A 24,615-nucleotide genomic window follows, 5' to 3' on the forward strand; every position below is an offset into this window, starting at 1 on the left:
AATCGGAATAACGATTAAAATACCGCGGAGTTAAACTACTCTCCCGAAGGGAACAGGAATGGGTTTAGCGCGCTGCGGGCAAAACCTTCTTCCTCTACCTTGGCATCCAGCACCAGCGAGGCTAAATCGTCAGCTACTGGCTCAACATACTGATCTTTCTCCTGATATAAAATCTTCAGGTAGCTTCCGCAGTCGCCACAACTTTCGGCTCTGACCGGGGCAGTTTCACTGTCCAGCGACCAGTAATTCAGCTTACCGGTTTGTTCGCAGTTAGAGCACTTCACCCGCACCATATGCCATTCGCTTTCGCACAGGCTGCAATGCAGGTAGCGTAAGCCTGCTTCAGTACCGATATGGACCATGCTGGCAACCGGTGCACTGTCGCAGATTGGGCAGTTATGACGGCCTTCACCATAGTCTGCACGCGCTTTGCCTGGTATTTGGGTCGCCATTTGCGCCCAGTAAACCGACAGAGCCGCCCACAGGAATGGTGCTTTATCACTACCCACTTTACCGATTTCGCCGGTTAGCAGGTCAGTGGCCAGATTTTCCAGCTCCTGAGTCCCCATCTTCTTCAGCGATTCCAGAACCGGTAATACGTGTTCTGGCGCTTCCGGCTCCAGCTCGGCAATAATGGCCGACAGCAGCTGTTGCCAGTGCTGAGTACGCGGAAAATACTTCACCGACAGAGGTGGATTTCCGGTGGCCGCCGAGATTTTCAGCGTTTCGGACAGGTCGATGCTTAACGGATGGTCATGCTGAGCATGGCTCTGGGCATCCACCACCGTCGCGACAAACTTCAGGTAGTCGCCTAACGGATGGTTTTCAGCCAGCTGACGCAGGCGCTCAGCGCGACGGGAATAGAGACTCTTTAAATTGGCAAATAACAACGGCGGGATTGCTCCCGCCGTTTTTGCCACTTCGTCCGGGGAGACGATGCGGATACTACTCATTCTTTTTTTCTTCCTCGGCTACAACTTCACGATACCAACGAGGATGATGCTTGGCGGCCCACTTGCGGCTGACCTTGCCTTCTATCATCCCGGTAATAGAACCTTTCACCCAGAATGCCATATAAATATGGATAAGGATAGCGTGAATCAGCACGATAGCCGCTACGGCATGGATCATTAAACCTAAGCGGATAGCCCATATTGGGAAGAACTCAGCAAAGTAAGGACGCCAGATAATCACGCCGCTCACCAGCAAAACAAGGATTAACCCCATAATGCTCCAGAACATCGCCTTCTGACCCGGGTTATATTTACCCACGTCAGCCACTTCATGCTCTTTGCCTTTCAGTACATCAACAATATGGACGAACCAACTGATATCCTCTTTCTTCGGGATGTTGTGTTTCACAAAGCGGAAAAACATCAGTACCAGCACACAGAAAATCAGTACGCCAAAGAAGGGGTGCAAAATACGCCCCATCTGTGGTGTACCAAAAGTCTGAGTTAACCAGCTCAGGGTCGGGAAGAACATCGCGATGCCCGACAGCGCCACCAGAAAGAAACAGATGACCACTGTCCAGTGACACGCTCGATCGATAAACGAGACTCGTTTAATCATCTTACTTTTCTTCATGATGATCCTCCTCGTCATCGTCTTCATCTACTTTGTTCGGCCCAACGCCGATGTAGTGATAAATCAGGCCTGCGAAGCTGGCAACAAACGCGGCTGCTGACAGCGGTTTCAGAACGCCTTTCCAGAAGCCAACCACCGGACTGATCGTTGGATCGTTCGGTAAGCCGTGATACAGCTCAGGACGGTCAGCGTGGTGCAGCACATACATCACATGCGTACCGCCAACCCCTGCCGGGTTGTACAGGCCAGCGTTCTCATAGCCGCGAGTGTGCAGCTCAGCAACGCGTTCTTCTGCCAGTTGAATCATTGCCTCTTTGGTACCAAAGTGAATGGCACCCGTCGGACAGGTTTTCACACAGGCAGGTTCCTGACCTACGGTTACCCGATCGACACACAGGGTACATTTGTACACCCGGTTATCCTCTTTGTTCAGACGAGGAACGTTGAACGGACAACCGGCGATGCAGTAACCACAGCCGATACAATGTTCTGACTGGAAGTCGACAATACCGTTGGCATACTGAATAATCGCACCCGCAGACGGGCACGCCTTCAGACAGCCAGGGTCGCTACAGTGCATACAGCCGTCTTTACGGATCAGCCACTCCAGCTTGCCGTTTTCTTCCACTTCAGAGAAGCGCATCACGGTCCATGATTTGGCAGTCAGGTCAGCCGGGTTGTCGTAGACACCTACGTTATGACCGATTTCATCACGAATATCGTTCCACTCTGAACAGGCCACCTGACAGGCTTTACAGCCGATACAGGTGGTTACATCAATCAGTTTCGCCACTTCTTCCTGGTGATGACGCACCTGTGGAGGCGGCGTCAAAGCGTTGGTGGCGGAACGCTTAATAATGTCTTGAGATTGCATTGACATATTTTCTCTCCGTTACACCTTTTCTACGTTAACCAGGAACGCCTTGTACTCTGGCGTTTGCGTGTTGGCATCACCGACAAACGGTGTCAGGGTGTTGGCCAGATAGCCTTTTTGAGCTGCTCCGACAAATCCCCAGTGAATCGGAATACCGATGGTTTCCACATCCTGACCGTTAACTTTCAGGGTGCGGATACGTTTGGTCACTACCGCCTTGGCTTCAATATAGCCACGCTGGGAACTGACTTTCACCGTATCACCATGCTGAATACCTTTCGCCTGCGCCAGACCTTCACCGATTTCAACAAACTGTTCCGGCTGAGTAATGGCGTTCAGTACCGAGTGCTTAGTCCAGTAGTGGAAGTGCTCGGTTAAACGATAGGTGGTACCCACGTATGGGAAGTCTTTCGCCGATCCCATATTGGCCAGATCCGATTTAAATACACGGGCAGCCGGGTTAGAGATCACATCTTTATGCAGCGGGTTAGTGCTGATTGGCGTTTCAAACGGCTCATAGTGCTCAGGGAACGGACCTTCAGCCATTTTATCGGTAGCAAACAGACGGCCCATACCCTCGTTTTGCATGATAAACGGACCGACGTCGCTGCCCGGAGGTGCGGCGCTGTAGTCAGGAATATCAATACCTGTCCACTTAGTACCATCCCACTCAATCAGCTTACGTTTTGGATCCCATGCTTTACCCTGTGGATCCGCTGAGGCACGGTTGTACAGAATGCGGCGGTTAAGCGGCCATGCCCATGACCATGCCAGCGTGTTACCCAGACCGGATGGGTCAGAGTTATCGCGACGGGCCATTTGGTTACCGGCTTCAGTCCAGCTACCGGTATAGATCCAGCAGGCGCTGGAGGTGGTACCGTCATCCCGCAGTTGAGCAAAACTGTCGAGCAGTTGGCCTTTCTTAAGGATCACTTTGCCGGTGGCATCGGTGATATCAGCCAGCGCACGACCGTTAGACTCTTTCGCCATCTCTTCTGACTGAGGATGCATTGGCTCCAGATAGTTCCAGGTCATATTCATCAGCGGCTCAGCACCGACGGCGTTAGCGCCATCCTGTGCGTACAGCTCACGGATTTTGAATAACAGACCGGCCAGAATTTCGCCATCGGTTCTTGCTTCTCCTGGTGGTTCGCCGCCCTTCCAGTGCCACTGCAACCAGCGACCGGAGTTAACGATAGAACCATCTTCTTCGGCAAAACAGGTACAAGGCAGACGGAACACTTCGGTTTGGATTTCCGCCGGTTTCACGTTGTTTTGCATACCATGATTTTGCCAGAACTCTGCGGTTTCAGTGTTCAGCGGGTCAATGGTCACCAGATACTTCAGTTTAGACAGTGAACGAACAACTTTATTTTTGTCCGGGAATGAGGCAACCGGGTTAAAGCCCTGGCAGATATAGCCATTCACTTTGCCCTGATCCATCATGTCAAAATACTTCAGAACGTCGTAGCCCTGATCCCATTTCGGTAACCAGTCATAGCCCCAATCATTGTCTTTCTGGGCTTTATCACCATAGAAGCTCTTCATCATACTGATAAAGAATTTCGGATAGTTGCCCCAGTAGTTCACCTGATCCGCCAGTGCTTTTTTCGGCGTGCTGGCATCGAGGTAGGTTTGCAGCGTTGGCTGTTTCTCTGACGGTAAAGTCAGATAGCCAGGCAGAGACTGTGACAGTAAACCAAGGTCGGTCAGACCCTGAATGTTGGAGTGACCACGTAAGGCGTTAACCCCGCCGCCGGCCATACCCATGTTGCCCAGCAGCAGCTGGATCATTGCCATGGTACGGATGTTCTGAGAGCCAACGGAGTGTTGAGTCCAGCCCAGGGCGTACAGGAACGAGGTGGTTTTATCGACGGCGCTGGTTTCAGCAATCAGTTCACACACTTTGATAAAGTCATCCTGTGGCGTACCACAGATATTACTGACCACTTCAGGGGTGTAGCGACTGACGTGTTTTTTCAGCAGGTTCCATACGCAGTTTGGATCGGTCAGCGTCGGGTCGCGCTTGGCGAAGCCGTCTTCACCAACCTGATAGTTCCAGGTGGTTTTATCATACTGACGTTTTTCTGCGTCATAGCCGCTGAACAGCCCGTCTTCAAAGGTAAAGTCTTCACGCACCAGCAGACTGGCGTTGGTGTAAGCCTTCACATATTCAGCATTGATCTTGTTGTTTTCCATCAGGTAAAGGATAACCCCTGACAGGAACGCAATATCAGTACCGGAACGAATAGGCGTGTAGAAATCGGCAACGGAGGCCGTACGGGTGAAGCGTGGATCGATGACGATCAGCTTAGCGTTGTTATGGATTTTCGCTTCCATTGCCCAGCGGAATCCTACCGGGTGTGCTTCAGCTGCGTTACCGCCCATCACGACGACGAGGTTTGCGTTTTTGATGTCAACCCAGTGGTTGGTCATCGCACCGCGACCAAATGTTGGAGCAAGACTTGCTACCGTTGGTCCGTGTCAGACGCGTGCCTGGTTATCGACTGCGAGCATACCGAGCGCCCGCGAAAATTTCTGAGTCAGTAAACCATTTTCATTGCTGGAAGCAGAGGCAGCGAGTAATCCGGTGGTTAACCAACGGTTGACGGTTACGCCACTTGCCGACGTTTGCTGGAAGTTTGCGTCACGGTCTGCCTTCATTAATTTGGCGATACGGTTAAAGGCATCGTCCCAACTGATTCTCTGCCATTTGTCAGAGCCCGGAGCACGATATTCCGGATATTTCAGGCGACTTGCGCTGTTAACATAATCGATAAGCCCTGCCCCTTTAGGACAAAGCGCGCCACGGTTGACCGGATGATCCGGATCTCCCTCTATGTGGAAGATACTGGCTTTGGCATTTTTGGCACCATCACCCATGCTGTACATTAACAGACCACATCCCACCGAACAGTAGGTACAGGTATTACGTGTTTCCTGAGCGCGTAATAGCTTGTAGCTACGCGTCTCTGCCAGCGCCATCGAGGGGGCGAACCCCAGCGCTGCTGCCGTTGTACCTGCCATACCGCCAGCGCAGATTTTAAAAAACTGCCTTCTGCTGACCTGCATGGTTTTCTCCTTTTTTCTTATTACTGTTACATTGCTCGAATAATTTACGTACAAACACTTTGCTGGTTACTTGCTTAAGGATTATTTAGCAATTTGTTACTGCTTTCTTAGCAAATCGAACCAAAAAAGAAAAAATACAACCAAATAGACTGTCTTTTTCACCTGGTGCGCCAGTTGTTCCAACTAACCAATAAAGACATTATTATTGTACGAAGATAGAATAGTGATTAACTTGATCCATCTCGTAAATGTTACAAAAATTAACTTTTTGTTGGCTATTTTCGTTGCATTTGTACCTCTAATGTTAACCCGAAAATAATATTCATCAAGTCCCCAATATTTGAAGGTCTATACGTGAAAACCGATATCCCTGTGCAAAACGACTGTTCTCAATCTGTTGTTGGCGTGAAGCAACTCACTGTGCGTCGACACAACGCTTTAAATGCACCAGAGCCAGACTGGGTTGCAGAGGAGGTTCCGGTTGCCCTGAGCTATAACGGTATCTCTCATGTGGTGATGATGGCTACGCCAAAAGAGCTGGAAGAATTCGCTATTGGTTTTTCTCTGGCGGAGGGAATTATTGAGTCGCCGCAGGAAATTTATGGCATCGATATCAGCAACGGTTGTAACGGCATTGAAGTTGAGATTGAGCTGGCTACCCGTCGTTTTGTTGGTTTGAAGGAGCGGCGTCGGGCCATGGCCGGACGCACCGGCTGTGGTGTATGTGGCGTTGAGCAGTTGGGTGAGGTGTTACGGCCGCTTAAGCCGCTGCCGTTTACTCAAAAGTTCGATCTGGGTCTGTTGGATGGGGTGTTGCCGCAGCTTAATAAGGTGCAGATTGTTGGTCAGTTGACCGGTTGTACTCATGCTGCGGGTTGGGTCTCTTCTGACGGTCAGATGCTGGGGGGCTGTGAGGATGTCGGTCGTCATGTGGCGCTGGATAAGCTGTTAGGCGTGCGGGCTAAGCAGGGTTGGCAGCAGGGTGCGGTGTTGGTTTCCAGCCGTGCCAGTTATGAGATGGTGCAGAAAGCGGCGATGTGTGGGGTGGAGATTTTGTTTGCGGTGTCGGCGACTACGTCGCTGGCGGTGAAGGTGGCGGAAGAGTGTAATTTGACGTTGGTGGGGTTTAGTAAGCCGGGGCGGGCGACGGTGTATACGTGTCCGGAGAGGATTATTGTTAGTTAGATTTTGTGGATATTCCGGCCGTAAGTAGCAATGTGAGGATATAACCGTTGTGCTCGGCCGGTAGACCATCGGTACTTTAGCCCGGAGTGCGTCGGGCCTACCTTTCCTAGGGGCGCTTCGTTGGCTTACGCCAAGTCGACCCCAACGGAAAGCTCTCCCTCCGTTTGGCTTTTAGGGCTAATAAAACCGTTATAGTTTGCCCTGAACTGCCAGCGTTTTTAGGGTATCCATCCGCTGGGTCATTTCAGCATTATTGATAAACTCTGCCTTTTCTTCATTGTAGCGGCTGAATGTCTGATTTATCTGTTGTTCCAGCCAGTTATCATCAGTGTTGTTTTGGGGTTCTTCATCTATACAAAAATGGATTGTAGCCATAACACGCCTTCCTTGGTTGTATCATTGGGATATCTGCATTTTGTTCTATTTAAAGGGATAGCTATGGCTATCCCTTTTTCGTATTGATTAACCGTGATTCAGGTTTTGGTTTTGGTTCTGCATCTGAAATAGCCGGGTGGTTGATTGTTCGTATAGCTCAAGCAGTATGGGAATGATGTGGGCAGAGGCTTTTAGCCATGCGCCGATTTGTCCGAGGTTTTGTGGTTGGGTTTGAATTCCGTTTTCCAGTGATTCTCCGGTATACAACAGTCCGTGGCATAGCCCTTCGATGGATTCGGCGGCAATGCTGCTGAGGTCGTGTAGCTCGATGTCGCTAAGTTGGGTGAATTTTAGATCGGCGATTAGGGTGCGGAGGATGGTGATTGAGGTGTCGGGGGTGGTTTCAGTAAGAGTGTTAGTCATCATTAGTATCTCGTGTAAGTAAGATTCAGATAACCACCCAAGACGCTAAACTCGGGCGGTAGCTCAGACGAGGTTAGCGTACCGGCTTACACGAATCCGGCGCTTCTTTCGAAGCCCCCGCCTGAGCCACCATTATTTGGGGTGAATCAAAGCGCATGACATTATCACATAATGTCATCGTGTAAGTCTCGGAACGCTAACTCCGGCTACGGATTTTGCCGTAGTGGGGTGACTATATGCTTGGGGTTTTGTTAATGGAATAGGTTGAGGGGATTTACATGGAGTTGTATGCGGAGATGGAATGTGTATCGCAGGAAATGGGGTAATTCGTCAATTTAATTAGATTCTAAATTGCTATGAGTAGGTCTTGATTTGTATTAGTTCATACTTGAGCTAATACTCTTGTTACTTTAAATTCAATCAGAGCTGACTATTTGCTTAGAGTGCCAGAAGAGGAAATTGCAAGGAGTAGTCTATGTCGATCAATAGGAAGTAGGTCAAGTTGTGTAATTTGAGTGGCAGTAATGGGTAGTCCTCATTCATAAATAATCACTTTACAGAGCATAGCCATCTGGCTTGTTCATCCTGTATTCTGGCTTTGTGACTTCCTCAGCAAGGATGAAATATGTACAACAATAAATTAAAAGTATTTGCGCAAGCGCAGGAGCAAAAGTTGATCGACGCCCTGGCAAGTACCAGAGAACACTCTGGCCCCCATTTTGAAGCAAGAAACCGAGATGACTATCAGCGGGATTACGCTCGCATTCTGTATTCATCATCATTTCGCAGATTGCAAGGAAAGATGCAGCTCTTTGAAGTCGATCCTGAAAAATTCAACAGAAACAGGTTAACGCACAGTCTTGAGGTAGCGCAGATCGCCCGGGGTATCGCATCAGACCTCGAACTGGTTCATCCCGTGGTGGTTGAGCTGGCAGCTCTGGCACATGATATCGGCAATCCCCCTTTCGGTCATTCAGGTGAAAAACTGCTTAACGAGCTGTCTGAGGATATCGGCGGTTACGAAGGTAACGCCCAGGCGTTGCGCATCTTGAGGAGACTTGAAAAAAAATACGCAGACTGCAGCGGGTTGAATCTGACTCATCGCAGCTTGCTTTCGGTTGTCAAGTATCCCAATTCCCGGTCCACTTCTGACAAATTTATTTATGATGACGACTTTGATTTTTACACTAGCCTGCTTGCTAAATACCAGCTCAATCTGCAATCTGGAGAGAAAACGATTGATGCGCAAATAATGGTTCTTGCGGATGAAATTGCTTATGCAGCACATGACCTAGAAGATGCTCTAAGCAGAAACATGGTCACGATCGAAGATATTGAGTATGAGTTTCTGATTTCTGGCAAATTCCAGAGCGCGTTGGGCCAATTCAGGAAAATTGTTAATAAGTCTAAAAAAACAGCCTTTCAGGCAAATTCACTCAAGACCTCAGAAGAATTTGCCATGATTTTCCGTAAGGAGTTGACCTCCAATATTGTCAATCGCCTCGTCACGGATATTTCTATCATTAAGAACGAAAATGGCTTTCGCGAGCTTGGGTTCGGAAAACTGAATACGTTATCTGAAGGGCTCAAAAAGCTTCTTTTTAAAGTCATCATGCGAAAACGCAACATACTCACCTATGAGTTCAGAGGGAATGTGATAATCAGGGACTTATATGTATTCTACAATAAGGATGAAAATTATAAGTTCCTCTCCCCTGAACTTAAGTTTTCCTTGCCCGAAAAAAAACTGATTCGTTTGAGGCCAAGAAAAAGCGGGCAGTGGTTGACTATATTTCAGGCATGATGGACACGTTTGCTATAAAAGAATGGGAAACGCACTGCCTGAAATAATATAATTAGTTACCGGAGGCGTGAATATATATCACAGTTGTTCTGTCTTCATGCCTTTCGGTAACTGGCTGTCTTTAAAGGCTGTGAAATCATGTATGCGGCGATCGTTCTTTTCGTTTCTCTTCTTATTTAGCTTAACCGATCTATGCTCCTTCTCTTAACAGAACTTCCATGATTTCATCCTTTCGTGGAAGGTATTAGTTTTACTGTTTGTGGAATGTCTCCTCTTCGCTCAAAGCTGTCCGTCAACTTCTGCCTACTTAAAAAACAGTCTTAATGTGGGATATTTTCCGTTTTCCATGCGGCCCCTAGTTGGGGGACAAGCAGCTTACTTACTATTTGTTTTTAGTTGGTTTTGATCTATCAATAGCCTCGCAATCGGCTAAAACCTGAGTCAATTGCGATGGGTCATCAAAACAATTTGCTTCTTTTATGATAATCGTGGGGGGTGGTGGGTAAAAGCGCCTCCAATTTTGACTCAACTTCATCCATAATAGGCTTTAGCACTTTTAAATCTCGGTCCATTATTTTTTTTGCCTCCTCTAGGGAGTGGATACCATTATGGATTCTTTCAAGTAGCGATATTTTTTGAGCTAAAAAAAAACCATCTCCATATACCTCTGAATAATCACCTCTGAGAACCTTATCCGCTGTGTCCAACAGAGTTTCCGAAACTTGCCTTAACATCACATCTTTTGGCAAGACAGTGTCAGGAAATAATTTATCAATCAGCGATTTCGGTAAGTCTTTAAAATTACATCTGGATGCTAGTCGCCTAAATAAATAAGGTTTCCAAATCTGCGAACTGAATCTATGTATTTCATTATTGTCAACCAAGGGGCGGCAATAATAAGACTCCATAATCTCCACCTGATTACCGATAAAACTTAGCATTGACTCGTTCAGCGTCATCTTGATTTCAGCAACCTGTTTTAACAAAGACCTAAGCTCTTCAGGTTGTAGATAGCGGAAAAAATCTTTACTGAAACCGAAAAAATCTACAAACCCTAGCCGTACCCTTTTATTCGGCATCTGCTCACCTATACGTTGCTGTATGATCTTCAAATCTTCATCTGTAAGCAACTTCAAACCGTGATCTTTTAACGCCTTTCTTATTATCCGTTCTGCTCCGCTGTTATCAATAACGGTTCGAATGTTAAAAAACTCTTGCAGAATGTCAGTATATTTTGATACACGACCGGAAAGGTCTGAGCCGTTTGAAAAATGAACAGTTATAGATCTTAATAGTGTGCTTAGCTCATCTAAAGGTATGGCACCCCGAAAACTAATAAAAGCCTCATAGTCTTCACTCACGTCTTTTGCATATTTTTCAATAATGCCGCTGTTTATATGGACGTCAATTTCGTGTCGAAATCCGTAGATTAATTTCAAAGCCTGTTCATTGCAGTCATTTGAAGAATAGATGTGGTAAATGAAATTTTTCGAATTCGGAATAATTGAACTATCTAAAATTGAATGCAGTAGAAGCTTTAGTAGCTCTTTCAATACGTGGGGTAAAGTCAGCCTACCAGAATACTTCTTACATTGAATAACACCGTTAGGGATGTTGCTCAAATATAGTGTACAGTCCCGTCCGCGATCTCCCACTCCTTGCATCAAGGCGACCTTGTCCGACGTTATAAATACCCCTTCCTCAATCTCTCGCTTAACTAATTTGTAGCATAAAATCTCAAACTCCCTATCGCTTAGCATCGACAGGGGTAATGACTGAAAGCTTGCATCAGTGGCTGTTGGCTTATATCCAATAGAACTCTCTTCTTGAAGTTGCTCAGCTGTAATTTCGTATCGCAAATCTCACCTCCGATCTTAAATTTTTTCGGATTTTAACCTTCCTAGAAGAAGCTATAATAGCTTTAGCAGTAAGAGCTAAAATATTCCTGCACAACTCAAACAACACACGACGGTAAGTGGTCGGCAAACACGCCTTCAAAGCATCAAGAACGCAGAGAGGGCGCTATGTCACTATGTATTTGACTACTATCCACAGGAGATAGATCCCTATTGTAATCTATACAATCCGGATTCCCCATAGAGTATATTGCCACGTATGGCGTTCGATAGCGTCAACCTCTGCTACAGCCGGATAGTATGGCGACTTTATCGTCAGGTGTTCAAGCTGATGTCCGCTTTTCGCTCTTAACCGACATTCAATCCATATGTAACCGAAGTATTCCTTAAGTAATAGACCTCTTACAAAGCCAAAGTAAATTTTGTCGATGTCGTACCACAAGTACAACGACTACGACTCACACTGAATATGCCTTTTGCAGAAATCAACGACCCATGCGGATTCTGCAAAGACGTCTCCAACGTTGGTCGCTGGGGTAGTGGTGATGTTGAGCTAGGGTTTGAAAACCTGGAAGACCTTCCGCAAATCATGACACTAGTCATTCAGGCATTTGAGTGGCAAATGAACAACTAACATCCTGAAAGCAAACTACTGGCGCGGATACCCCTCCAACCGCGCCAGCCATAAAACAGCAAAAACACTACGGCAATTTAAAACACGAACCCGGCGTTTTATCACAATCAATAACCTGTTGAATCGTATGCCCACCACCTTTCTCAAATTCAACTACCCACGGAGCAGGAACAGGCCGATCGCTCGTATCCATTGCCGCCGATCTTAGCGCCCCACCCGACACCGGATATATAACCCCCCGATACCCAATCGCCAACGGTGCATCATAATAACGTTTCAAACTCACCGCCGTATCCGACTTATAATTGATCGTGGCCGCTACGCCAAAACCCTCCATCGGCGTTCCCGCAACAATATCGTTGATATTCACTTTATTATCGCTGGTGGTCACTTTGAATTGTTGTGTGGTTCCATCCTTCTTCTCTAAACTTTCATTGATGCCGCCACTGGCTTCAAAACTACCGCTCATACTGATGTCAAATACGCTGGAATAATAAACCTCGGTTGGAATCACTAATGTTAACTGGCATCCTTTCAGGCTACGGCATATATTGCGGCCCACTTCTTCTAAATTATCCAGGCTGCCGCTGGAGATAGGGATATATTTTTTTACGCTTTCGGTCGGGTCTAAAGCGGCAAAACTCAACTCCTGATAGGTCAGCTTCTTATTAAATTCCAGCGGTTTCTTCTGATTAAAAACAGACAACAACGCCGACTGGCTAATACCGTAATAAACCGCCGAAGGCACAGAAACAGAAAAGGTATCCACTTTTTTGGCCGAAACTCCAAATCGGGATAATGCTGCGGTTGGTAATACAGCTCCCAGACTTCCACCGGCATTTTTCTCTACCACATAATCAGGGAAACCGACTTTTTTCAGCCGGTAATTGTTTTTGATACTGGTAATATCGCCGTCGTAATAACAGCTGGATAAGGTTTCGGGCTTAACCTGAAGGGTTTTGGTTTTTCCGTCAGCACTGGCGACTTCTTTAAAAACGTCTTTGCATACTCTTGGGTCCACCTTAAATGCCGGTAAATCCTTATTGTTATCTTCAATAAGATATTTCAGTAAATCTTTATCAACGGTGGCGACTTTCACTGATGCAAACTGGCATCCTGATTTCTCCTCTCCTTTTTCACACTCTTGTGAACGAGCCTGTAAATAAATCCCCCCCACATACACATCCTCTCCCTGTCCGGCGCATCCCGTTAAGACAATAAAACAAACCATCAGATAGCGTTTCATGTGACCACCATAAAAATTAACTGAATTACTTTAAGCATTGGTGTGAGAAACAAGGGCAACCATCATACTTTTTTATCAATTTATCGTTGGAGAAATACATGGGTATTTTCAGTAGCTGAATAATCTTCAGGAAATTAAACCAACAGCCCCAATTTATACCGGGAAGTTATTTAGATATAAGATCGATATGGCAGGAAATAATAAATAACCAGTCGGAAGGTAATTACCGTGTTTCTTCACTTAACGCCAATACCTGCTGGCGACAAACCCCCAACACCACCCCCCTCAACCAACGATGCCCCGGATCCACCTCTGCCCGAGGATGCCACATCTGCGACACAGTAATCCCTTTAGTTTTTACCGGCAGCTCAAAACAACAGAGTGTGGCTGCCGCTCCAGCCATTGACTGATTAATCAGAAAAGAAGCCGGAACCAGCGCCACCAAATCAGATGCCTTAGCCACCGCCAGCGCTGCCGGAAAACTGGGAACCACAGCGGCGACCTTGCGCTTTAAACCTGATTCAGCCAGCGCTTCATCCACTGGCCCGCTGATATGTTCACGGCGGGAAGCAACCACATGCCCGAAAGCGATATATTGTTCGACGGTAACCTTAGCGTCTGACTCAAGGGGATGCCCCTTTCTGACCACGCCCACAAACCTGTCTCTGAACAGCGCCTGTAAACGAATTTCTGGCCCCATCACCCCTAAAACACCGATTTCAAGATCCACCAGCCCTTCACGCAAATATCGGGAACTCTTCTCTGGCTTGGCAACAAAACGCAGGCACACCAGAGGAGCAACCTGCGCAGCGGCGGCAATCAGTGAGGCACCAAAAGCCTCCACAAAGCCATCGTTAGCCCGAATGGTAAAGGTTCGTTCCAGCGTTGATAAATCCAGCGCTGTTGATGAGGGGCGAAGTAAAACCTGCGCTTCAAACAGCGCGTTTTGAGTACGTCCGCGTATCTGTTCAGCATAAGGGGTTAATACCATATGACGTCCGGCCCGAACCAACAGAGGATCGCCGGTAGCGGTACGCAGGCGGCCGAGGGTTCTGCTCATAGCCGAAGCGCTTAACCCTAAACGGCGGGCAGCACCAGCCACGCTCCCTTCGGCAAGAAGCACATCAAGCGCGATGAGTAAATTAAGGTCCGGTTCAGTCATACTGGCATAGTACTCCGGGCGGATAAATAAGAGAAGGCGTCTGATGCAGGTTATAAATGCAAATACTGCGTCTTCCGCCATATCTTTAACAGGATTATATTTGCTGAACTAATCTCAACTAACCAGCCACCGCGGCATTAACAAAGGCAACACCCGTATGGAATTATTTTCTGACCTGCCAGGCGATGAAGGGCTTCCCGGCCGTCAACGTCGTTTAGCCATGATGGCGGTAATGACCATGACCACCATGGCCGTATTCGATGGCTCGATGATTAACATCGCCCTGCCTCAAATAGCGCGGGCGTTAGGGGTTTCCTCCAGTGATGCGGTCTGGGTTTCTAACGGATATTTGTTATCAGCAGCAATGACGCTGGCGATATTTGCCGCCATTGCCAGCCAGATTGGCTTTCGGACCCTGTTTGCCATCGGTTTAAGCGTATTCACGCTGGCATCAGTAGGCTGTGCCCTTTCGTCATCGCTGGAAATGCTGATCGTTATGCGCATATTGCAGGGCATTGGCGGTGCGGCAACATTGAGTATTGGCCCGGCAATCCTGCGATCCATTTTTCCCAACCGCCTGTTGGGGCGAATACTGGGGCTGAACGCTTTACTGGTTGCCGCCAGCACCGCTATCGCTCCGGTGCTCGGCGGTACCATCTTATCCGCCCTGAGCTGGCAATGGCTGTTTGCCATTAATATTCCATTGGGCATTATCGCCATCGTACTCGCACTGCGGGTTATTCCCGGTAAACAAACCACCGTACGGGAGCCGTTCGATATTGCCGGAGCGGTGCTGTTAGGCGCACTTATTATGGCGGCAGGGGCATTTTCACGCCCTGAGGGTGTAGAGTATTCATTTAGCCCACTGATAACTTCTGTAGCCTACGGGCTAACCGCGATTGTAGCCGGACTGGCCTTTATCTGGCGTCAGCGTCGTGCGCCTAAGCCTCTGCTTCCCCTTAGTATGTTTGCTTCTTCACGATTTTCATTGGCGGCATTAACCTCTCTGGCTTCTTTTGTCAGTCAGGGCATTACCTTCGTTGCGTTACCGTTCTTATTTCAGAGCGTTTATGGCTACAGCGCGTTTATGTCAGCGCTGCTTTTTACCCCCTGGCCAATCGGTATCATTCTGGCGGCTCCTTATGCAGGACGACTGGCGGATCGCTATCCGGCTGCCATCATTTCTACCGTAGGGCTGTGCCTGTTTGCTATCGGGCTGGTGTTGCTGGCACTGTTGCCCGCTCAGGCTCATGAATGGGATATTGGCGCTCGTAGTTTGCTGTGTGGTATCGGCTTTGGTTGTTTTCAAAGTCCGAATAATCGGGAAATGTTGTCAAATGCATCCCGTGAGAACAGCGGCTATGCATCCGGCGTGCTGGCGATCATGCGGACGTTCGGCCAGTGTCTGGGCGCGGCGTTTGTGGGAGCCATTTTATCGGCCTATGCGCAGTCCAACAGCGAGCCGATAAAGCTGGCGATGCAGGAAGCACAAGCGGTAAGATTGAGCCTTTGGGTAGCGGTGGCAGCGACAATATTGGCCATTACGATTAGCTATATGCGTAATACTAACCGCAGTGAGAAGCAAGCCTGAGTTCAGACAAACGAAGTCACTATCTGGCTTTATGACGCACCATAAAGCCAGATGTTCAGATGAACCATTAGTCCCCTAACAGCACCGAATCCATGGCGATTTCTACCATCTGATTAAATGAGGTCTGGCGCAGTTCTGATGACAGCGCTTCTTCGGTACGAATATGGTCGGAGACAGTGCAAATACACAGCGCTTTAGCGCCATATTCTGCGGCCACGCCATAGATACCCGCCGCCTCCATTTCGATACCCAAAATGTTATATTTTTCCATTACGTCGAACATCTGCGGGTCCGGGTTATAGAACAGATCGGCAGAAAACATATTGCCAACGTGAACCGGAATGCTCTTCGCTTCTGCTGCGGCAACCGCATGGCGTAATAAATCGAAATCAGCAATGGCCGCAAAGTCGTAGCCCTTAAAGCGGGTGCGGTTAACGCCCGAATCGGTACAGGCTCCCATTCCAATCACGATATCCCGTACTTTTACCTGCGGTAACAGAGCACCACAGGAACCAATACGAATAATCTTATCCACCTGATATTCGGTAATCAGCTCTTTGGTGTAGATAGAACAGGAAGGGATCCCCATACCGTGCCCCATCACCGAAATACGCCGCCCCTTATAAGTACCGGTATAACCGAGCATATTTCTGACGTCGGTGACTAATCGCGCATCCTGCAGCATAGTTTCTGCAATATGTTTCGCTCTGAGTGGATCGCCGGGCATCAAGACAACATCAGCAAAATCACCCGGTTCAGCATTAATATGTGGCGTCGCCATATCCGTTTCCTTTCACAAAGTGGTTAAGATTTTTAAAATAATGTTTTGCCGTAATCCATCGCCGACAGATCCAGGTGCTTCGCTACCGTTTGCCCGATATCCGCAAAGGTATGTCGCAGCCCCAGCGGACCGGGTTTCACTTTCGGACCATATACCAGTACCGGAATATGTTCCCGAGTATGGTCGCTACCGGCCCAGGTAGGATCACAGCCGTGATCGGCGGTCAGAATCAGCAAGTCATCTTCACCAATCAGTGACAGCATTTCCGGCAGGCGGCGGTCGAAATGTTCCAGCGCAGCAGCATAACCGGCAACATCACGGCGATGACCATAAGAAGAGTCGAAATCAACAAAGTTGGTAAACACAATGGTGTTATCACCCGCCTGTTTGATTTCCCGCAGCGAAGCGTCAAACAGCTCATCGATACCGGTGGCTTTAACCTTTTTGGTAATGCCTTCATCAGCATAAATATCGGCAATCTTACCGATGGAGACAACCTGCCCCTGCTTCTCCTCAACCAGTTTGTTCAGTACGGTGGGTGACGGAGGTTTTACCGCATAGTCATGGCGATTACCGGTACGTTTAAAGTTCTCCGGTTTATCACCAACGAAAGGTCGGGCGATAACCCGGCCAATGTTATAGCCGCCTTCGGTGAGTTCTTCACGCACCAAAGCACACAGCTGATAGAGATTCTCCAGACCGTAGGTCTCTTCATGACAGGCGATTTGAAATACTGAATCCGCAGAGGTATAGAAAATCGGTTTACCGGTTTTCATGTGCTCAACCCCCAGCTGTTCCAGAATGGCGGTGCCGGAAGCATGACAGTTGCCCAAATAGCCCGGCAGTTTTGCCCGATCCACCAGTCGCTGTAATAGCTCCACAGGGAAGCTATTATTGACATCGCTGAAATAACCCCAGTCGAACAGCACAGGCACACCGGCGATCTCCCAATGACCGGACGGCGTATCTTTACCGGAAGAGAGCTCTTCCGCATAGCCATAGGCACCTATAATTTCTGCCTGTGGATCAAGCCCCGGAGGAAACTGGCCTGAAGCCTGCTCATTAGCCTTACCTAAGCCTAACCGGCTTAAGTGAGGTAAGGTTAACGGACCGCTGCGACCAATATCCGCCTCCCCCTTTTGGCAGGCCTGCGCAATGTGGCCTAACGTATTTGAACCCACATCACCAAATTTATCCGCATCTCGCGTAGCGCCAATACCGAACGAATCGAGAACCATAATAAAAACACGTTTCATTGCTCATATCCTTCAGATAGTCGTCACTGGCATTTTGGCAAAAACCAGCCGTATGGCAGAGAGGGGCTGTATCAATACAAAAGCCGGGTTCCCTGCTGTTTAAAATAGTGCAGCCAGGCGCTGTCAGGCTGACGGTCGGTTACCACGCAGCTAAACGCATCCAGAGAGGCAAAACGCCCCACTCTTACCTGTTCAAATTTATTATGATCGGCAACCAGAATACTTTGTGCCGCCGTTGCCATTGCCTGAGCCTTTAACGCAATTTCATCGAGAATAAAGGTAGTTACTCCCTGCGTTAATGAAACGCCAGCGGCAGAAATGAAAGCCTTATCGGGGCGCAGATAATTCAGCTCATTATGACCACCAACGGCGGTAAAAATATGGGTGCTGGTTTTAAATTCACCCCCGCACAGGATCACTTTACAGTGCGGTTTTTCCTGCAGGGCCATAAAGGTATTTAGTGAGTAACAGATGCCGGTGAAACGGCGCTCATCCGGGATACTTTCAATAATAAACGGTACCGTAGTGCCCGAATCGAAAAGAATCACTTCGTCGTCGTTAATCAGTTGAGCAGCCAGTTGACCAATATGGCGCTTTTCATCAATATTTTTAAACTGCTGTTCACAAAAGAAATATTGATTAGCGCCATTCACTTTCGGATCGGTGACAATATATCCACCCAGTAATATCAGTGATGAAGGTTCTGCGTTCAGGTCGCGGCGAATGGTCATTTCCGACACATTCAACTGCTGGGCCGCATCGCGTACATAGACCTTATCGGTATCTTTTAAAATCTGGGTAAGTTTATAGATTCGCTCCGTCCGACGACTGCTCATTGGTACTCCTGCCAGGTTAGTAATCTTTCTGTTCGCCCACCTGCCCCGACACAATACTTACGCCCGAGCTGGTACCGATCCGAGTGGCGCCAGCATTGATCATCTGAGTAGCCGTTTCTCGTGAACGTATACCACCGGATGCTTTAACGCCCATTTCTTTCCCGACAGTGTTACGCATCAGTGACACATGTTCAACTGTTGCACCACCGCTGCTGAATCCGGTCGATGTTTTAACAAAGCCCACCTGCAAATCGCGACATATTTCGCAAACCTTAACGATTTCTTCATCAGTAAGCAGGCAGGTTTCCAGAATCACTTTTAGCGTAACCTCACCACAGGCTTGTTTAACTGCCTTGATATCCGTGGCTACGTCATCAATCCAGCCACTTTTAAGCCAGCCCACATTGATGACCATATCGATTTCCTGTGCCCCTGCTTCAATCGCGGCTTGAGCTTCATAAACTTTCACTCTGGTCAGACAGGCTCCTAACGGAAAACCAATTACACTACACACTTTTACCGGACTTGCGTTTAATTGCTTGCTGACTAATGGCACATAACCTGAATTAACACACACCGCAGCAAAGTTATATTTCAGCGCTTCGCGACAAACCTGAATAATTTGTTCCGCCGTGGCATTCATTGCCAGCAATGTATGATCAATATATTGCTCATAACGTATTGATTGACTCATTATTTTACCTTTTTTATTCAGTCCGACAGGAAAGTCTCGCCAATATAATCACAAAATGTTATTTAAATAACATCACACAAAATCATTAAAATCAATAATATTGATATTTTCATATTGAGATAAATGTCACAGTAAAAACATTTGTGAATAATTAATGTTACTCCGCAAACAATAGACCACATTAATACTGGAATCTCAATTTTCATTAATCATGAAAATGTGCCCCAGTGCTTATTCTATCCGCTGTATTGGCTATCGCGAATTACGGAGTGTTCTGTGAAATATCTTATTGGAATAGCAGGTATTATTGTTATTTTAGCGCTGGCGCTATTAGTCAGTAATAATCGAAAAAAGGTCAGATATCCTTATATTTTTATTATGCTTGGCCTGCAATTCTTATTGGCCTTTTTGCTATTAAACACCACTGGTGGCAGCACGCTTATTGGGGGAATTGCCAGCATTTTTGATAACTTATTGAAATATGCAGCAGAGGGCGCGAATTTCGTTTTTGGTGGTTTGCTAAACGAGAATAAATTTTCTTTCTTTATCATGGTATTAATGCCTATCGTTTTTATTTCCGCGCTTATTGGAATAATGCAGTATATCCATCTGCCGAGCCGGGTGATTATTATTCTCAGTGCGTTATTAAGAAAAATTGGTTTAATTAAGAGTAATGAATCCGCCTCCTTTTTAGGTCAGTCATTTTTGACCATGATTATTAAAGGCATCGGTATTCTATTAAGTAAAGTGAACGGCATGGGCAAGCTGGAATCTTATAATGCCGTAGCCTCTGCCATTCTTGGTCAGTCCGAAGTTTTTATTTCAGTAAAAAAATCATTGGGTTTTCTTCCACAACATCGTCTCTACACATTATGTACTTCGGCTATGTCGACGATTTCTATGTCCATCGTCGGTGCCTATATGACGCTGTTAGATCCGGTGTATGTGGTTACCGCCATTGTGTTAAACCTGTTTGGCGGATTTATTATTGCTTCCATGATTAACCCTTATCGGGTTGATCCTGAGGAAGATGTTTTGGAGGTGGTGGCAGAAGAGAAGCAGAGCTTCTTTGAAATGTTGGGGGAATATATCCTCGATGGCTTCAAAGTTGCCATTATTGTGGGCGCAATGCTGGTTGGTTTTATTGCCATCATCGCCATGATCAACGCTATCTTCAGCTATTTATTTGGTATTTCTTTCCAGGATTTCCTGGGCTATGTGTTCTCGCCGCTGGCCTTTTTAGTCGGTATTCCCTGGGATGAAGCCGTTAGCGCCGGTAGCCTGATGGGAACCAAGCTGGTGAGTAACGAGTTTGTGGCGATGGATCAACTTAAGCAGGGAATAGATAACGGTACCTTCCTGTTTTCGGAACACACCAAAGCCATTATTTCGGTGTTTCTGGTCTCTTTTGCTAATTTCTCTTCTATTGGCATTATCAGCGGCGCCATTAAAGCGCTGAACCCTCAGCAGGGCAATGTGGCATCACGCTTTGGTTTGAAATTACTGTATGGTGCAACCTTAGTTAGCTTCCTGAGCGCTGCCGTTGTCGGGCTGATTCATCATTAGAATGCTGTATTTTTGCCGGTCCTGATGACCGGCATTCAGATAATTTTAAACCGGCGTTATTAGCCGTTTTACTCAATAAGAAGGTAAATACTATGAGAATCGTTGATCTGATTGCCAAAAAACGCGACGGCAAAGAGCTCTCCGCACAAGAAATCGAATTCTTCGTCAAAGGCTATACCGATGGCTCCATCCCTGACTATCAGGCCAGCGCTATGATGATGGCAATTTACTTTCAGGATATGACCGATCGCGAGTGCGCAGACCTGACGATGGCTATGGTGAACTCCGGTGATACCATTGATTTATCGGCAATTGACGGTATCAAAGTGGATAAGCACTCCACCGGTGGCGTTGGTGATACCACTACGCTGGTGCTGGCTCCATTAGTTGCTGCTCTTGATATTCCGGTGGCGAAGATGTCGGGCCGTGGTCTGGGGCACACCGGCGGTACACTGGACAAGCTGGAGTCAGTAAAAGGCTTCCATATTGAGATCAATAAAGACCAATTTATCGACTTAGTGAATCGCCACAAAGTGGCCGTTATTGGTCAGTCGGGCAATTTAACCCCGGCGGATAAAAAGATGTACGCCCTGCGGGACGTTACCGGCACCGTTAACTCTATTCCACTTATCGCCAGCTCCATTATGAGCAAGAAGATTGCCGCAGGTTCCGACGCCATTGTGCTAGATGTTAAAACCGGCGCTGGCGCATTTATGAAAACCGATGAAGATGCCATTGCGTTAGCCAAATCGATGGTGCGTATTGGTAACAATGTGGGTCGACATACCATGGCGGTAATTTCTGATATGTCGCAACCTCTGGGCTTCGCCATTGGTAATGCACTGGAAATGCAGGAAGCCATTGATACTTTGCGAGGTAAAGGTCCGGCAGACTTGACTGAACTAACATTGGTATTGGGCAGCCAGATGGTGATGTTAGCTAAAAAGGCCAAAACTCTGGAAGAAGCACGCCAGATGCTGCTTGAAGTGATTAACAACGGTAAGGCGCTGGAGAAATTCAAAGAGTTTTTAGCCAATCAGGGCGGTGATGCGTCGGTTGTCGATCATCCGGAGAGATTGCCTCAGGCGAAATTCAAAATTGAAGTACCGGCCAAAACGGCTGGCGTGGTGGCAAACATTATCGCAGATGAAATTGGCGTTGCCGCCATGCTGCTGGGAGCAGGTCGAGCCACCAAAGAAGATGATATCGATTTAGCCGTTGGGCTGATGTTGCATAAAAAAGTCGGTGATAGCGTGCAGACAGGTGATTCACTGGTCACCATTTATGCCAATCGGGAAGAGGTTTCCAGCGTGATGGACAAGATCTATAACAGCATAGAGATAGCCAAACACGGGCAGGCACCGAAACTGATTCATACGGTTATTACCCAGTAATCCATCGGGTAACCTGCCATCTTTTTATCACAAGGAAATTACCATGACTGATAATGAACTGATTGAACAAGCGAAAAAAGCCCGCCAATCCTCCTACAGTCCCTATTCTAATTTCGCCGTTGGCGCAGCATTACTGGCGGATAATAATCAGGTTTTCCTCGGCTGCAACGTTGAGAATGCTTCCTATGGCCTGACCAACTGCGCAGAAAGAACCGCCATATTCAAAGCAGTATCGGAAGGTCAACGCCAGTTCAAAAAACTGGTGATTATCGGCGATACCGAAGGCCCAATCTCCCCGTGTGGCGCCTGTCGTCAGGTGATTAACGAATTCTGCGCTCCGGATATGCCGGTTTTGATGGTGAACATGAAGGGTGAGGTAAAACATACGTCGATTGCTGAGTTATTGCCATATTCATTTGGGCCAGCAGACCTAAGTTAAGACAAAGCCCTTAGCAGTTGACCTTATCTTTTGGTCTTTTGGTCTTTTGGTCTTTTGGTCTTTTGGTCTTTTGGTCTTTTGGTCTTTTGGTCTTTTGGTCTTTTAATAGAGCACTGGAATTCAGCTGACGACTGAGAGAGGCCAGCACAATCCGCAGGGATGCGGATTGAGGCGCAGCGACGTCGGGAGCGGCTCTGCGCCGGTGCGTTAAGGCCGAACGAAGGAGGAAGGAAGTCGCCTAAGCGACCTGGATTCGGGTGCGAAGGCGCGGGGGTGCAGGGGGCGTTCGCCTTTTAACGCCCCCTGCTCGGCCACTCGCACATCTGCCTATTCATCCACGATACTCTTAGTGGACGAAACTTACCCCAGACAGAATCACCTATCACACCAATAGAAAATAACCCTACAAACGATAATGATTATCAATTCATATTCAGTGCTATACTGATAACCCAGCACGAAATTGAAATGAGCTGTCTTATAAACAGCATAAACCACCTTTGAGGAGTGATACGATGAGTTATACCCTTCCTGCCCTGCCTTATGCTTACGATGCTCTGGAACCTCACTTTGATAAACAAACCATGGAAATCCACCACAGTAAGCATCATCAGGCTTATGTAAACAATGCGAATGCTGCACTGGAAACGCTGTCTGACGATCTGAAAAAACTGTCGGCAGAAGAGCTGATCGCTCAGTTAGATAAAGTGCCTGCAGAGAAACGCACCGTATTAAGAAACAACGCGGGCGGTCACGCTAACCATAGCCTGTTCTGGAAAGGCCTGAAAAAAGGCACCACTCTGCAGGGCGATCTGAAAGCGGCAATCGAACGTGATTTTGGTAGCGTTGATAGCTTTAAAGAGAAGTTTGAGCAAGCTGCCGCTACCCGCTTTGGTTCTGGTTGGGCCTGGCTGGTATTAAAAGATGGCAAACTGGCCGTGGTTTCTACCGCCAATCAGGATAGTCCTCTGATGGGTGAAAGCGTATCCGGCGCATCAGGCTTCCCGATTGTAGGTCTGGACGTTTGGGAACATGCTTACTATCTGAAATTCCAAAACCGTCGTCCTGATTATATTAAAGAATTCTGGAACGTGGTGAACTGGGACGAAGCTGCCAAACGTTTTGCTGAAGCAAAATAATAAGCTGATGTTTTAAGTTTCATATAAATAATGGAGATGATAGTAGCTAACCTGCTATTGTCTCCTGAATAAACATTGTGTTATCCAGCTCTCAATCAGATTTCCTCTCCTGCGTCCTGAAAAGATAAATGTTCTTTCAATAAAAAAGTGATTTTTCGCTATGAAAAATTATTTTCCCTACAGAGCATTTCCTTCGCCAGCTATCACCTTCATAAGCCGACGGTTTATCCATGTGATAAAAGTGGTCATTTGTAGTAGAATAGCGCCCTGATTTTATTCACATTCTATTTTTAGGGAAATTGACATGAATTCTATTCCAGCCTGCCCGGTCTGCTCATCAGAAAATACCTATCCGGACGGAGCCATGTTCATCTGCCCTGATTGTGCTCACGAGTGGAACCCTTCAGAGCCAGAGTCAGCAGATGGTGATGCAAGAGTGGTGAAAGACAGTAACGGTAACGTATTAGCTGACGGCGACTGCGTAACCCTGATTAAAGACCTGAAATTAAAAGGCTCTTCAACCGTACTGAAAGTGGGTAGCAAGTCCAAACCTATTCGTCTGGTTGACGGTGACCATGAAATCGACTGCAAAATCGATAACACCAGCATTATGCTAAAAGCCTGCTTCGTTAAGAAAGTCTAAACAGATAAGCAGCAATGAAAGCCACCGCTTTTTCTGAAAGCCGTGGCTTTATTTTTTC

The 24,615-nt window shown here is 47.3% G+C and carries 20 protein-coding genes and 2 pseudogenes; 9 read left to right on the plus strand and 13 right to left on the minus strand.

The window, feature by feature from the left end; all coding sequences use genetic code 11:
• Positions 1-35: 35 nt before the first annotated feature.
• From fdhE to fdnG, 4 genes are read right to left on the minus strand one after another with little or no spacing between them, the layout of a single operon-like run.
• The gene (gene fdhE / locus GOL65_RS13270) at positions 36-953 is read right to left on the minus strand and encodes a formate dehydrogenase accessory protein FdhE (RefSeq protein ID WP_140921204.1); all 918 of its coding nucleotides are present in this window, start codon (positions 951-953) and stop codon (positions 36-38) included.
• Positions 946-1,587 (minus strand): formate dehydrogenase-N subunit gamma, encoded by a 642-nt coding sequence (fdnI, locus tag GOL65_RS13275; protein WP_267079638.1) that lies wholly within the window; start codon positions 1,585-1,587, stop codon positions 946-948. The genes fdhE and fdnI overlap by 8 nt, the downstream gene beginning before the upstream one ends.
• On the minus strand, positions 1,574-2,467 hold the full coding sequence (gene fdxH, locus GOL65_RS13280) for a formate dehydrogenase subunit beta (protein WP_140921205.1): 894 nt from the start codon (positions 2,465-2,467) through the stop codon (positions 1,574-1,576). The genes fdnI and fdxH overlap by 14 nt, the downstream gene beginning before the upstream one ends.
• A gap of 12 nt (positions 2,468-2,479) precedes the next feature.
• The gene (fdnG, locus tag GOL65_RS13285) at positions 2,480-5,533 is read right to left on the minus strand and encodes a formate dehydrogenase-N subunit alpha (protein ID WP_140921206.1); all 3,054 of its coding nucleotides are present in this window, start codon (positions 5,531-5,533) and stop codon (positions 2,480-2,482) included.
• 405 nt (positions 5,534-5,938) lie between these two features.
• Here fdnG and fdhD point away from each other — a divergent pair, with 405 nt between their 5' ends.
• Positions 5,939-6,718, plus strand: coding sequence for a formate dehydrogenase accessory sulfurtransferase FdhD (gene fdhD / locus GOL65_RS13290; RefSeq protein ID WP_407657502.1), 780 nt, complete (start codon positions 5,939-5,941; stop codon positions 6,716-6,718).
• Positions 6,719-6,907: 189 nt separating this feature from the next.
• Here the strand turns inward: fdhD and GOL65_RS13295 are convergent, their stop codons facing one another.
• Positions 6,908-7,093 (minus strand): hypothetical protein, encoded by a 186-nt coding sequence (locus GOL65_RS13295; protein WP_140921208.1) that lies wholly within the window; start codon positions 7,091-7,093, stop codon positions 6,908-6,910.
• Between the two features lie 87 nt (positions 7,094-7,180).
• Positions 7,181-7,519, minus strand: a complete 339-nt coding sequence (locus GOL65_RS13300; protein WP_407657485.1) for a hypothetical protein — start codon at positions 7,517-7,519, stop codon at positions 7,181-7,183.
• A 622-nt stretch (positions 7,520-8,141) separates the two neighbouring features.
• On the opposite strand from GOL65_RS13300, the pseudogene GOL65_RS13305 reads away from it, so the two are divergent.
• Positions 8,142-9,367 (plus strand): annotated as a pseudogene (locus tag GOL65_RS13305) (deoxyguanosinetriphosphate triphosphohydrolase family protein).
• A gap of 411 nt (positions 9,368-9,778) precedes the next feature.
• On the opposite strand, the gene GOL65_RS13310 reads toward GOL65_RS13305, so the two are convergent.
• The gene (locus tag GOL65_RS13310; RefSeq protein WP_140921209.1) at positions 9,779-11,179 is read right to left on the minus strand and encodes a hypothetical protein; all 1,401 of its coding nucleotides are present in this window, start codon (positions 11,177-11,179) and stop codon (positions 9,779-9,781) included.
• A 397-nt stretch (positions 11,180-11,576) separates the two neighbouring features.
• Between GOL65_RS13310 and GOL65_RS22255 the strand changes: the two are divergent.
• A pseudogene (locus tag GOL65_RS22255) lies at positions 11,577-11,810 on the plus strand (DUF5655 domain-containing protein); the annotation flags it as partial.
• Between the two features lie 67 nt (positions 11,811-11,877).
• On the opposite strand, the gene GOL65_RS13320 reads toward GOL65_RS22255, so the two are convergent.
• Together GOL65_RS13320 and GOL65_RS13325 are read right to left on the minus strand one after the other, a co-directional pair.
• Positions 11,878-13,056 (minus strand): hypothetical protein, encoded by a 1,179-nt coding sequence (locus tag GOL65_RS13320; protein ID WP_140921210.1) that lies wholly within the window; start codon positions 13,054-13,056, stop codon positions 11,878-11,880.
• Positions 13,057-13,279: 223 nt separating this feature from the next.
• Positions 13,280-14,218, minus strand: coding sequence for a LysR family transcriptional regulator (locus GOL65_RS13325; protein ID WP_140921211.1), 939 nt, complete (start codon positions 14,216-14,218; stop codon positions 13,280-13,282).
• 157 nt (positions 14,219-14,375) lie between these two features.
• Here GOL65_RS13325 and GOL65_RS13330 point away from each other — a divergent pair, with 157 nt between their 5' ends.
• Complete coding sequence (locus tag GOL65_RS13330; RefSeq protein WP_179038347.1) at positions 14,376-15,809, plus strand: MFS transporter; 1,434 nt, start codon at positions 14,376-14,378, stop codon at positions 15,807-15,809.
• 67 nt (positions 15,810-15,876) lie between these two features.
• Here the strand turns inward: GOL65_RS13330 and deoD are convergent, their stop codons facing one another.
• The 4 genes from deoD to deoC form a co-directional block, all read right to left on the minus strand.
• Positions 15,877-16,590, minus strand: a complete 714-nt coding sequence (deoD, locus tag GOL65_RS13335; RefSeq protein ID WP_140921213.1) for a purine-nucleoside phosphorylase — start codon at positions 16,588-16,590, stop codon at positions 15,877-15,879.
• 32 nt (positions 16,591-16,622) lie between these two features.
• The gene (gene deoB, locus GOL65_RS13340; protein ID WP_140921214.1) at positions 16,623-17,846 is read right to left on the minus strand and encodes a phosphopentomutase; all 1,224 of its coding nucleotides are present in this window, start codon (positions 17,844-17,846) and stop codon (positions 16,623-16,625) included.
• A 71-nt stretch (positions 17,847-17,917) separates the two neighbouring features.
• The gene (deoR, locus tag GOL65_RS13345) at positions 17,918-18,682 is read right to left on the minus strand and encodes a DNA-binding transcriptional repressor DeoR (RefSeq protein ID WP_140921215.1); all 765 of its coding nucleotides are present in this window, start codon (positions 18,680-18,682) and stop codon (positions 17,918-17,920) included.
• 16 nt (positions 18,683-18,698) lie between these two features.
• On the minus strand, positions 18,699-19,376 hold the full coding sequence (gene deoC, locus GOL65_RS13350) for a deoxyribose-phosphate aldolase (protein WP_140921216.1): 678 nt from the start codon (positions 19,374-19,376) through the stop codon (positions 18,699-18,701).
• A 276-nt stretch (positions 19,377-19,652) separates the two neighbouring features.
• Here deoC and GOL65_RS13355 point away from each other — a divergent pair, with 276 nt between their 5' ends.
• From GOL65_RS13355 to GOL65_RS13375, 5 genes are all read left to right on the plus strand, one after another.
• On the plus strand, positions 19,653-20,942 hold the full coding sequence (locus GOL65_RS13355) for a NupC/NupG family nucleoside CNT transporter (RefSeq protein ID WP_140921217.1): 1,290 nt from the start codon (positions 19,653-19,655) through the stop codon (positions 20,940-20,942).
• 92 nt (positions 20,943-21,034) lie between these two features.
• Complete coding sequence (locus tag GOL65_RS13360) at positions 21,035-22,336, plus strand: pyrimidine-nucleoside phosphorylase (protein ID WP_140921218.1); 1,302 nt, start codon at positions 21,035-21,037, stop codon at positions 22,334-22,336.
• Between the two features lie 43 nt (positions 22,337-22,379).
• The gene (gene cdd, locus GOL65_RS13365) at positions 22,380-22,775 is read left to right on the plus strand and encodes a cytidine deaminase (RefSeq protein WP_140921219.1); all 396 of its coding nucleotides are present in this window, start codon (positions 22,380-22,382) and stop codon (positions 22,773-22,775) included.
• Between the two features lie 515 nt (positions 22,776-23,290).
• Positions 23,291-23,914 (plus strand): superoxide dismutase [Mn], encoded by a 624-nt coding sequence (gene sodA / locus GOL65_RS13370; RefSeq protein ID WP_140921220.1) that lies wholly within the window; start codon positions 23,291-23,293, stop codon positions 23,912-23,914.
• A gap of 304 nt (positions 23,915-24,218) precedes the next feature.
• Positions 24,219-24,557 (plus strand): zinc ribbon domain-containing protein YjdM, encoded by a 339-nt coding sequence (locus tag GOL65_RS13375; RefSeq protein WP_130593421.1) that lies wholly within the window; start codon positions 24,219-24,221, stop codon positions 24,555-24,557.
• Positions 24,558-24,615: the final 58 nt, after the last annotated feature.

This window comes from Limnobaculum xujianqingii (assembly GCF_013394855.1).
GTDB lineage: Bacteria > Pseudomonadota > Gammaproteobacteria > Enterobacterales > Enterobacteriaceae > Limnobaculum > Limnobaculum xujianqingii.